This is a genomic window from Paenibacillus shenyangensis (genome assembly GCF_000346635.1).
Taxonomy (GTDB): Bacteria; Bacillota; Bacilli; order Paenibacillales; family Paenibacillaceae; genus Saccharibacillus; species Saccharibacillus dauci.
Map to the genome: position 1 here is coordinate 123,827 of NZ_AOIG01000012.1, position 11,856 is coordinate 135,682.

Annotated in this window: 12 protein-coding genes; 7 read left to right on the top strand and 5 right to left on the bottom strand. The window is 46.1% G+C overall.

Annotated features, from left to right (window positions below):
• Positions 1 to 50: 50 nt before the first annotated feature.
• Complete coding sequence (locus H065_RS0111350; protein WP_026136173.1) at positions 51 to 362, bottom strand: ArsR/SmtB family transcription factor; 312 nt, start codon at positions 360 to 362, stop codon at positions 51 to 53.
• A gap of 196 nt (positions 363 to 558) precedes the next feature.
• On the opposite strand from H065_RS0111350, the gene H065_RS0111355 reads away from it, so the two are divergent.
• From H065_RS0111355 to H065_RS0111375, 5 genes are all read left to right on the top strand, one after another.
• Positions 559 to 1,425: a CHAD domain-containing protein gene (locus tag H065_RS0111355; protein ID WP_017813182.1), complete on the top strand. Its 867-nt coding sequence runs from the start codon at positions 559 to 561 to the stop codon at positions 1,423 to 1,425.
• A 145-nt stretch (positions 1,426 to 1,570) separates the two neighbouring features.
• A complete protein-coding gene (locus tag H065_RS0111360; RefSeq protein ID WP_017813183.1) occupies positions 1,571 to 2,416 on the top strand; it encodes a PPK2 family polyphosphate kinase in 846 nt (281 codons plus the stop codon).
• Positions 2,417 to 2,586: 170 nt separating this feature from the next.
• A complete protein-coding gene (locus tag H065_RS0111365) occupies positions 2,587 to 3,060 on the top strand; it encodes an NUDIX domain-containing protein (protein ID WP_017813184.1) in 474 nt (157 codons plus the stop codon).
• A 54-nt stretch (positions 3,061 to 3,114) separates the two neighbouring features.
• Entirely contained in the window at positions 3,115 to 3,645 is a 531-nt protein-coding gene (locus H065_RS25775) for an NUDIX hydrolase (RefSeq protein ID WP_238557939.1), read from the top strand.
• Position 3,646: 1 nt separating this feature from the next.
• Entirely contained in the window at positions 3,647 to 4,726 is a 1,080-nt protein-coding gene (locus tag H065_RS0111375) for a hypothetical protein (RefSeq protein ID WP_017813186.1), read from the top strand.
• Between the two features lie 145 nt (positions 4,727 to 4,871).
• Here the strand turns inward: H065_RS0111375 and deoC are convergent, their stop codons facing one another.
• Entirely contained in the window at positions 4,872 to 5,624 is a 753-nt protein-coding gene (gene deoC / locus H065_RS25780; protein ID WP_017813187.1) for a deoxyribose-phosphate aldolase, read from the bottom strand.
• 290 nt (positions 5,625 to 5,914) lie between these two features.
• On the opposite strand from deoC, the gene H065_RS0111385 reads away from it, so the two are divergent.
• Complete coding sequence (locus tag H065_RS0111385) at positions 5,915 to 7,531, top strand: xylulokinase (protein WP_238557940.1); 1,617 nt, start codon at positions 5,915 to 5,917, stop codon at positions 7,529 to 7,531.
• 23 nt (positions 7,532 to 7,554) lie between these two features.
• Positions 7,555 to 8,319: a GolD/DthD family dehydrogenase gene (locus H065_RS0111390; RefSeq protein WP_017813189.1), complete on the top strand. Its 765-nt coding sequence runs from the start codon at positions 7,555 to 7,557 to the stop codon at positions 8,317 to 8,319.
• 24 nt (positions 8,320 to 8,343) lie between these two features.
• Here the strand turns inward: H065_RS0111390 and H065_RS0111395 are convergent, their stop codons facing one another.
• The 3 genes from H065_RS0111395 to ymzB all read right to left on the bottom strand — a co-directional run bounded on the left by H065_RS0111395 (position 8,344) and on the right by ymzB (position 11,553).
• A complete protein-coding gene (locus tag H065_RS0111395; RefSeq protein WP_238557946.1) occupies positions 8,344 to 9,087 on the bottom strand; it encodes a GntR family transcriptional regulator in 744 nt (247 codons plus the stop codon).
• Between the two features lie 408 nt (positions 9,088 to 9,495).
• Positions 9,496 to 10,989: a glycoside hydrolase family 30 protein gene (locus H065_RS0111400; RefSeq protein ID WP_017813191.1), complete on the bottom strand. Its 1,494-nt coding sequence runs from the start codon at positions 10,987 to 10,989 to the stop codon at positions 9,496 to 9,498.
• Between the two features lie 222 nt (positions 10,990 to 11,211).
• On the bottom strand, positions 11,212 to 11,553 hold the full coding sequence (ymzB, locus tag H065_RS0111405; protein WP_017813192.1) for a protein YmzB: 342 nt from the start codon (positions 11,551 to 11,553) through the stop codon (positions 11,212 to 11,214).
• Between the last annotated feature and the right edge of the window lie 303 nt (positions 11,554 to 11,856).

Genomic DNA, 11,856 nt, shown 5'->3' on the forward strand with positions numbered 1-11,856 from the left:
TGTACTCATATCTAGATATGTAGATGTATAAGATCGAAAACCTCCTTTTTTTAAAGTTCATCACGAATGTATTTATAAAACTCCTGAATCGTCTGTTCATTACGACGGTAATATGTCCATTTGCCGATTCGTTCAGATTCAAGCAGCCGGGCTTGCTGCATCGAAGCCAGATAGCTGGAGATTACAGATTGCGCCAGTCCGGACTTCTTCTGAATATCGGCTACACATACACCGGTTTTCAGGCTGATTCCCTCACGTACGTAAGCACTGGGATCAAAATATTCTTCGGGATGTTTGAGCCATACCATGATTTGCCGACGGGTGTCATTTGCCAGAGCTTTGTAAATAAGTGCAGGTTCCATACTCATCATTATATCTATTTTTGTAGATTTGTAAAATAAATAGATAGCAGCTCACCAACTGGATAAGAGTCGAAATGGCTAATGCCTGTGCCCATCCATTATAATGGAAAGTATCCCACTCATTTCATTCATAAGATTGCACAACACAGAATATGGGGTAATCCATAAAGAATGAACAAGACAGGAGTGATGCAGCGTGAATCAGAGTATGACGACAGTCAATCGCAAAGACAAAACCGAGCAGTGGAAAAGCGTGTTAAATGATTTATACGATAAATTCCAGGATCACGGACAGCAGGCAGTCAAAGACTATGACGATGAAGCGATCCACCAGGCCCGGGTCAACTGCCGTAAGCTGATGACCTTGATGCGCATTTTGGACCCGGAACAGCAGACCGGTCTATTACCCGTATTCAAAAAAGCCCAGAAGCGTCTTGGTAAAGTGCGTGATGCGGATGTATTGATCGATGCATTCAAAGACCGGCGCAAGCAGTCCAAGGACGAGGGACTTGGCGACGAAGCCGATCTGCTCAAAGCGGCTATCGAGGAACATAAGGAACAGCGACAATTCTACCGCAAAAAGCTGGTCAAAAAACTACCCAAACTTCAGGGCAAAAAGCTCAAGCGGCAGTGGAAAGACTTTATGGACAATCAGCTGCCCACTCTGGCTATCCAGGCCGATGTGAACCGGATGATGAGAGAACTGGAGATCGCTTACGATCAGAAAAAGCAGATCTATCGCCAGACAGCCAAAGCGGAAGGAATCGAAGCCGCCGAGACCCTGGATGCACTGCACAAAGTACGTATTGCTGCCAAAGAGCTGCGTTATACAGCGGAAGCTGCGGAATTTGCCCTCAACTCCAAATTCCGCGATCACGAAGAAACATACAAAAAGATCCAGAAAGAGCTGGGAACCATTAATGACACCCATGTATGGATCGAATCGCTGGAAGAACTGGATGCCAAGGAAATGGGCGTGGATGAAGAAGTACGCATCCGTTTTGTAGACAAACTGCGTGCCGAGATGATCGCGGCCATTCAAGAACAGCAGCGCGTTATTTAAAGAGTAAATATACCTAATCTGACAGAAGTGGCTTCATCCAATAAGCTTGTAGCTGCTAAAAAGAGGCAGGAACTGGGTAATATGTAGAATGTGACGTACAACCCTTAGATGCAGCAGTGTACTTTCTACAAAAGGAGCGATTACGATGTCCAAATCATCCAAGAACTGGTTTCTTGCCAAAGGCGATTCCATCAATTTGAAAGATATTGATCCCGGCTATACCGGTGATTACACATCCAAAGAAGATACCGAATCCGAAAAAGCCAAGCTTACCGAAACATTTGAAAAACTGCAGCCCAAGCTGTTCGCAAACGGCAAAAAGTCGGTATTGTTTGTTTTTCAAGGCATGGATTGCAGCGGCAAAGATGGCGTAATCAACAAAGTATTCTCTATTTCCAACCCGGCTGGCATTCATATTCACAGCTTTAAGGCACCGACCACAGAGGAGCGCAATCATGATTATCTGTGGCGTGCCCATCAGCATGTCGCGGGTTATGGATATATCAGTGCCTTTAACCGCTCGTATTATGAAGATGTGCTGATTACAAGAGTACATGGACAGATCGATGATGCTACCGCCAAGCAGCGGTTCAAGCAGATTAACCATTTTGAGAAGATGCTGGAAGAAAACGGCGTACGTGTCGTCAAAATTTTCCTGCATATCTCCAAGGAATTCCAGCTCAAAAAGCTGATTGACCGTGTAGAGAAACCGCATAAGAACTGGAAGTTCGATGAAGGTGATCTACAGGAACGCAAGTATTGGGATGATTACCAGAAATGTTATGAAGATGTATTCAAGCATTGTGCAACTGATGATCATCCATGGCATATTATCCCAGCGGATAACCGCTGGTACCGTGATCTGGCCGTCCTGCAGATTGTGGTACGGACGCTGCAGAAGATGGATCTGTCTTATCCGGACCCGATTCCCGAACTTCAGGAGCATTTGCCGGATATGTATGCCGAACTGAAAAAGCTTAAAAAGAAATAATATGATGTGACATTAGGATGGCGATCCCTGCAATATTGCAAAAGCGGTGGATCGCCATTTACTATGATCCCAACTCGCTTTTACATAATAAGCAAGTTCCTTTATGTCTATGGATGAAGAGGTATGTTGAATAGTCTGTATAGTACATTGGACCAGTGAGGAGACAACTGATGAGTAAAGGAAGAAAGATTATCGTAACCGGTGGAGCGATTATTCGTGACGATCATAACCGTATTCTGTGGCAGAAGCGCGGAGACTCCCATGATTGGGGATTGCCGGGGGGCGGTATGAAACCGGGTGAGACGATTGAAGAGACGATGATTCGTGAGGTCAGGGAAGAGACCGGGCTGGATGTGATCGGCAGTCATTTCTATGCGGTCTATAGCGGTGAGCGGCTTGAATACACTTATCCCAGCGGAGATGATGTTGTATTCGTTATGTTTATTTTTGATATCCAGGTCGATCTGACTGATAAGCTGGAAGACGATGGAGTCACACTGAAATACAATGATCCCGATGGTGAATCCAGTACACTGCTTTTTTGCAGTATTGATGAGATGCAACTGGAGCAGATCAATCAGGCGCAGCGTCCGCTGGTTGAAGATTTGCGCAATGACCGGCAGGGTGATATTTTGCGCAGTTAATGTACTGCATTTTATGGATCGAACCATAATAGAATTCTATCCAAAACAAAGAAGGTGAATGCATTGCTCGCCAAATGGATTAACCGTATACCGAGAGACTGGCTGGTGTGGATGTATCGTCATATGCCGCTGGAACGTTTCAAAAATTGGGCGGTTCGTCGTTCCCGGCATCATTTCCTGGTTGCGGTACTGGGCGTATTTACCAATGAACAGGGAGAGATATTACTGCTGAGGCATTCGTATCGTGAACAGGAGCCCTGGGGAATTCCCGGCGGATGGATGGAGCTGGAGCAGCCCGAACATGGATTAAAGCGTGAAATAAGGGAAGAGACTGGACTGGAAGTACATATTGATCGGCTGGAAAAAGCGATTCAGCGCAGTAATCCCAACTGTGTAGATCTGATCTTCAGTGGAGAAGTGCGGGGAGGAACGTTCACATCCAGCAGCGAAATTACAGATATTATGTACTGCCGGGCAGGGGAGTGGCCGCAAGGCTTACCAAAGTCCCAGCAGATGATTATTCAGGGCATTCTGGATCGCCGTCAATTACGGATCCGGACAGCCGAAGAGATGGGGAAAATCTAAAATGGGTGTATATCAAGTACATATCGGGCGTCTGCTCGCAGGATTGCGTCAACCGGAAGGTCTGGGACGGTATTATGTCTCTGCACCGCAAGGAATCTGGATCACGGACGACTTGGAAGGGATTCAGGGTACGTATTGGAGCATGCAGGCAGTCGAAGATTTGCTATATGAAGCGTGTTCGGAGATCATTACGGCCTTTGCACAATCTGATTCCAATCAGCAGGTCTATACATGCATTATCGAAGCAGATAATACGAATGGAAATTATCTGCTCTATCTGAATACACTGCATGATCTGGAGCAAACCACCGCCTATTATGACAACTATTATCAGGAAAAGTATGCAGAAAATCATAACGAATCCTATCAACGTTCTGTAGAGCAGATTCGTCAATCAATCAAGTATGCCACCGGCGATTATCCCGAGATGATCGATGATTTCGGAGAAGCTCTGGAAAAGCCACTGGATCTGTATCGTGAGATCAATGAACAATTGTGGGAAGAGAACGAAGAAGGATCTCTGCCGGTACTCGATACATTTACTCGTGAACAGCTGAAACAGGAAGATGCCGATTCGATTCAGATCATGGACCAGTCAATCCATGATGGCGGATTGACCCGTATTGCCTTACAAGTCATGGAACGTCTACAGCCAGTACTTCAGCAGCTGGATCAGACGTCTGACTTTATTGCTTATGTACAGTCGCCGGATGGAGAAGGTGGCGACTATCTGACATTCAGTACATTGATTCGCCAAACCGTTCCTTTGGAGCAGTTATATCTGGTTATGCCACAGGAACAGCAGGGTGATGAACAATTCGATGCTCTGTTCCAGCAGTATGCAGTCCAGCCGCCACAGGAACAATTCGAGTATTGGACTGAACAGATTCGCCGGAACCGCTGGAATACCGACAAGAGTGTGATCAGCAAATACGGCAAAACCGATTTTCATGCTTATGCTGCGCTGCTCGCAGCCGGTTCGGAGATTCAACCTTTTGTTCAGCAAGCCCTCGATACAATAACTGAAAAAGACGAAGATCTCGCCTCCATGTACCGAATGCTGCTGCAGGATCTGCAATAGTATCGGTTATAAAGAACAGATAGTAAGCTCCCGGTTTTGTTTTAGCTGGGAGCTTTTGCTATGGCGTACTGTTCGAACAGTTACTATACAATACAAGTTATTTCAAATTACACAGCTATTTGTTACCTCTGCAGGATAGCAGCTGTTAATAAGAGTCATCGCTGCTGACTGCTGAAGAAGATGCTGTCTGCACAGCGGGATCAACGGCTATACCCGCGCGATGATAAGCATCCTGCAAAATAGTCAACGCTGATCGTACGCCAATGCCGAATCGATCGCAGCCAGCTTCTTTCATGGCTAGAAGAGTGTCCAGATCCCGAATACCGCCAGCTGCCTTGATAAGAGCAGTATCACCGATCACAGATTTGATTAGCCGGATCGTATCTACTGTCGTCGGACGCGGACCCCAGCCGGTCCCTGTTTTTACAAAAGCAGCGCCTGCCCGAACGATCAACTCGCTACCCATACGGATCTCATCATCGGTCAAGTAGGCAATCTCCAGGATCGCTTTGACCGGTACCTGTTCAGCAGCAGCAACTACAGCTGCAATATCCTGTATAACCAGTTCGTTATTTCCTGACTTCAGTGCTCCTACATTGATGACCATATCCAGTTCTTTGCAGCCGATATCCAACATTTCCTTCGCAGTGTGTACTTTCATGGAAGTAGTATCCGCACCCGATGGAAATCCCACCACTCCGGTAACCACAGTATCCGGTACATTCACCAGCTGACGAATCACATACTCTGTCATATAGGGCATTGGACTGGCACAGACACAATGATACCTTTTTACAATATCAATCATCTGATCGACTTCGTCTACTGTCACATCTGTACGTACTGCGCTCACATCCATCATTCGTCCGATATGGGCATAATCGATTATGGATTCCACTATGATTGTACCTCCATTATATAAAGATAATTATCTTTATCTGATGTGGTTTACTATAAACCTTCGAATTATAAAATTCAAGAAATAATTAAGGAATATATGCTATTTTCTTTATTTTATGAGGATGGTTGGAGAAGGAAATGTAGTCATTAAGATTCTAAAACCTTTACTCAATATGAAAGCGCTTGACAAAAGATAATTATCTTTATATATTCGAAGCAATATAGAGTGGTATCAAGGCAGCGGCAGATCAAAAGTAAGTTTTTCGTTTGGCACAGATATATCAGCTTATGATAATCAAAATTGACCTGTGGAAGGTGACAGCCATGCCGAATATTATAGCTTATGATCTGGGTACCGGAGGGGTCAAAGCTTCCTTGTATAACGAAAGGTTGCAGACGATTGCACGGTCGTTTGTGGAATACGAGACTTTTTATCCACATCCGGGTTGGCATGAACAACGGCCCGATGACTGGTGGAGCGGGATTCGGGAGACAACCCGACAGCTGCTGACGGTATCAGGGGTGGCTGCAGCAACGATTGACTGTATTAGTCTGTCGGGACATAGTCTGGTGAGTGTTCCGGTCAGCAGGCAGGATGGATGTCTGCAGGAATATGTACCGATCTGGTCAGACCGGCGTGCGGAGGAAGAAGCAGAGCATTTTTTCCGGCTTGTCGATGAACAGGAATGGTATATGAAGACCGGCAATGGGTTTCCGGCAGGTTGTTATCCATTGTTCAAATTAATGTGGCTGAACAGGAACGAGCCGGATCTATTTGCCCGTATCGATAAAGTGCTTGGTTCCAAAGATTATATCAATTACCGGCTGACCGGACAGATGGCTACGGATCACTCTTATGCTTCGGGGACGGGAGCTTACGACTTGCACAGTGGACAACTGGTAGAGGAACTTCTGCAGGCGGCGGGGTTATCTGGTGATTTGTTTCCGGAGATTGTTCCTTCGCATCAGATGATCGGACAAGTGACGGTAGAAGCAGCAGCATATACGGGACTAAAAGCAGGGACACCGGTCGCCTGCGGAGGGGTGGACAATGCCTGTATGGCACTCGGCGCAGTAGGGGCAAAAGAAGGACAGGTATATATGTCACTTGGATCATCCAGCTGGATTCCGGTCAATTCCAGCCAACCGGTACTGGATGCAGATACACGACCTTACGTATTTGCTCATATTGCCGAGGGCATGTATACCAGTGCTTATTCCATTTTTGCAGGTGGCAGCTCGCTGCGCTGGGTGAGGGATACCTTATGTACAGAACTGAAGGATCAGGTAGGTGCCTATGAGCAGATGAATCAGTGGGCGGCGGATGTGCCGGTCGGCGCCAACGGTATTATTTTCAATCCCAGCCTGGCAGGTGGCAGTTCCCAGGACCATAGCGTGCATATCCGTGGAGGGTATACAGGATTGCATCTCGGAACGACGCGTGCCGATCTGATTCGGGCTGCCATGGAAGGAATTGCGATGAATCTACGACTGTCACTGGATCATCTGCAGCAGCATACCCGGGTAGCCCATCGTATGCTGATCTGCGGCGGAGGCAGCAAAAGCCCGCTGTGGATGCAGATGTTTGCCGATATTTTTGATATGGATATGATCAAGACCAATATTGATCAGGATGCGGCTTCGCTCGGAGCTGCCGCAATCGCTGCCCGGACAGCAGGCTGGTGGACAGATTACAATGCTATAGAGACGCTTCATACTGTGGAAAATACATTTGCCCCACATCCTCTTCCCCGTGAGCAGTACCGCCAGCTACTGCCGGTATTTCGGCATGTGAATCGAATTGCTGCAGAGCTGGGAGATTATATGCATAGGCATCCCATTTCACTGGAAAACGATACAAACCACAGCACCGAATATTCGACCCGTCAGTCACATCCAAAGTGAATCATTCAAAGGAGTGAACGGATATGAAGGATAATCTGTACGATACAACGTTCCGTCTGGATGGGAAAACCGCTATCATCACAGGAGCGGCATCCGGAATCGGTCTGGCAACTGCACAGTTATTTGCCGAAAAAGGAGCTGCTGTTGCACTGCTGGATCTTCATCTGGACCAGGCACAGCGAGCGGCAGAAGGACTGGAGTACGGCGCAGCTTTTGAAGTCAATGTAGCAGACAGTGAATCGGTACGCAAAGCAATAGCCCAGGTCAAAGAGAAATTCGGCAGTATGGATATTCTCGTGAACAGTGCAGGGATCGGACCTGTAGAATGGGCAGAAGATTATCCCGAAGCTGAGTGGCACCGGACGATGGAAGTGAATATGAATGGAATGTTCTTTATGTCCCAGCAGGTCGGGAGGGAGATGATTGCAGCGCAGCAGGGTGGCAAAATTATCAGCCTTGCTTCGCAGGCAGGAATTGTGGCTATTGATCGACATGTCGCCTACAGTGCGAGCAAGGCTGCAGTCATTTCCATTACCCGATCCCTTGCCCATGAATGGGGCAAGCATAATATTCAGGTCAATGCGATCTCACCGACAGCCACTTATACACCACTGATCGCCGGTTATTGGGAAGGCGAAATCAAGGAGGAAGCGATTCGCAATACGCCTGCCGGGCGATTTGCCGAACCCGGAGAAATCGCTGCAGCTGCATTGTTCCTTGCCAGCGGCTCCGCGAATATGATCAATGGGGCAAATCTGGTAGTGGATGGAGGTTATACGATTCATTAATATAATCGGATGGATGAGACAGATTTAAGCTCTGCCTTCCAGATAGACGCTGTACTCGTATTTGTCGGCGACCAACTTGATAATGCTGTATTCGAATGGACCCTGCTCGATATGGCTGATCCGTTTGCTGCATAGCAGTGGAGAACCGAGCGGGATCTGTAGAATCTGGGATTCGATAAAATCAGCTGCTACAGCGGACAGGCGCTCCCATGCATGCAGCAGAATAATATGATACGTCTGTTCCAGGAACGTATACAGACTGTTAAATCGGTTCACATGCTGTTCCAGACCAGGCACATAATTGGCACGCAGATAATTATTCATCAAGGCAATCGGCCGATCATCGGCATATTGTACCCGCTGAACCAGATATACCTTGCTGCCAGGGGAGAGCATAAGCGCATCAGCCACATGCTCCGGTGGCGTAATCCATTCGATCGACATTCCGCGTGTTGTTACAGTGTAGCCTTTGGAAGTCAGTGTCTCGGTAATGGAAGTCAGATGGTTCAGACGCTGAGTCGTGGAGGTATCGAGAATCTCGGTACCTTTTCCCTGTGTCTTTTTCAGGAAGCCTTCGTTGCCCAGTAGTTCAACAGCTTTGCGGATCGTAGTTCGGCTGACCGAGAAGCGCTGCTCCAGTTCCGATTCAGTCGGCAAAAGCGTGCCGGGTGCATAATGTCCTTCTTTAATATCTTGTTTGAGCTGGGTATATACTTTTCGATAAGCCGGAATATCATTCATGGTAAGCTCCTCTAATCGTACTGGCATAGTCACAAAGCTGCCGCCAAAAATCCTACACGGCAGCTGTTGCTGTCTATAAGTGATCATGCCACAAAACACATACGGCTTCAACCAAAGATCATTATGTTTATGAATAGCTGTATAAATATAGTAAATGCCAAAAGGGTTCTATATATGGATAACAAAATAAGTTTCAGCATTATTTTTAATTGTAACGATCTATAAGCAGGATAATCCTTTTATGAATTACTGTTAAAGTTCCATGGGATGAGATAAATAGTAATAGGTAATAATACATCATAAAATAGCTCTATTCCCAGCTTAACCAACTGAATCGTGGTTAGGCTTCGGAATAGAGCTATTTTATATACTGGATTTGATTCTGTAGTTAAAATAAAAACCAAAGCATTTCTAAAATAGATGAGCGAATATGGATTACCATTTCAGACTGACTACCGATTTGCCAGGCACCGTATAATTCAAAGCCTGTCCGTTCCATTGGATTTTGGCTGTTTTTGCAGTGTTCTGGGAGTTATACAGCACGATGACTTTGGAGCCATCCGGATTTTTGAAAGCGACACTCTGCATATCGGCGAACGTATTGGAATCGATTCGATATGCACCGGAGCTTACAAATTTGCTGAAATGTCCGAGCAGATAGTATTGCTTGGTATAGGTTACTTTGTCTTCCGGATTACTGGAGCTGTTGTCGGAGTTCTGCACGGTTACCATACCCTTGTTGGTATTGTTGTCTCCGATCACACTTGGTCCATCTTTTTGGTCCAGAGCTGCATTCCAGAGAATAATCGACTTGGACCAGTTGCGGGTCATGCCGATAAATTCATTGATCATATTATCGAATCCCTGGGTAGTTCCGTTGACCGGATCATTCCAAGTACCAAACCCGCCTTCGGTGAACCAGATATCCTTGTCCGGATGGGCGTTATGCATATTGGTCATGGCTGTAAAGTCACCGCCGTAATGATGGAAGGCACTACCGGCGACATATTGCGATTTTCCATTATTTTTGAGTGCCTGGATAACCGTATTCGGGAAATTCCAGTTATCATAGTTATGGTCATACGTGATGATTTTGGTGTGCAGACCCGCTTTATTCAGAGCAGGTCCGAGATAATCGCCGATCATGCCAATCTGATCCTGTTCATTCATGAGCATGCCTGGATAACGTCCCGGCTCGAACAACGGTTCATTTTGCGGAGTAACCGCATAGATTGGAATACCCTGTGCCTGATAAGCCTGTATGAACTTGACGAAGTAATTGGCATATACCGGATAATTTTCGGCTTTCAGTTTACCGGTACCATTTTTGTCGTTGGTAGTGTACTTCATCCAGGCTGGAGCACTCCAGGGCGAAGCGATAAATTTGATATTCGGATTTTTGGCAAGAGCGGACTTGATCATGGGAATAATATAGGGTTGATCTCTGGAAATACTGAATTGATTCAATGCCGTATCACCGGCAGTATCGTCATACGTATACGTACTCCAGGCAAAATCACTCGCACCCATCGGCTGGCGCAGCATGCTCATATGAATACCCGATAGACCAAACAGATTATCCATGACCTCATTGCGCTTGGCGCTGCTGAGCTTGTAATGAAGCAGCCAGGCTGCAGAATCGGTCATCGATACGCCAAATCCATCCATTTGTTGATAGGTTTTGCCTTCATTTACGTTAAAAGTATAGTCAGCATTGTCCGAAGCTGTACTAAATGTACGATCACTTTGCCGGGTAAGTCTTGTATCTGTACGCAGGCCTACATTGGGTTCACTGTTTGGATCGGCTGTAGTGAGCCAGACTTGTGCTTTTTCGTTGGCAGCATAAGCGGAAGGGGCAAGAGAGACGAGCGGAGTTATTACAAGGGAGCTGAGTAGGGCGAACTGGATGCCCTTTTTGAACATGGACATAATACAACACCTCTCCTTCATTTATGTAAACGTTATCAATAATACAGGGAATAAAGTATCAATAGAGCAGTAGTTTTACAATACAATATGAAGGAGCAGGTAGAAATGCACCGGCGATACGTAGAAATGCCTACATCTACCCGAACAGGAGCTTTCCCAACACTCTGAATACATGCACAAAAAAACAGGCAGAGCTTATCGCCCTGCCTGTCCTGGTTTGCTTTATTTTGTACTTAATGTATAAGCAGCACGTTCGGTGTTCAGTTGTACACGCGAATCGCTGATTTCATCAATACGCAGATCATGGGTAATGATCTCATAGGTGTCACGAGGTACCTGTACTTCTTCGCCGTCGGCATTCTGGGTTACTCCTTCGCCGCGCAGCAGCAGAGCACTTTCCAGGTAATCGTCGATTTCATTGTCTTCATTTCTTTCGTCAATATCCGACAGGGTAAAGTGGACAATATCGGTATCATCCAGCTCTTTTTTCTCAATAATAATTGTATTATCCTTTTGTTTGTTCAACCAATCCTTGAGGGTTTGAATATCATTCGTTTCTGTCATGGGTATCCATCCTTTACTGGTTTGTGAGTTAGTTTGGTGAGTAATAAGCATAAATAAATTCGCTTATCAACGATTTGGAGCATTTGTGAATAATAGAAAATCCATGAACCGGGATTTTCCGGCACGATGAGCTCTACCTTTAATAGGCAGGTATCTGTGCAGGGACATCTCTATAAATAATCAATTACCCTGCCTGACGAATTCATAATCGCTGCAGCATATGAAAATGCATGAACAGGCAAAATTGTGGGTCTTTTACCGCATTTACAGTAGGCAGAGGATCATCCATACTTTAGTTAGCTG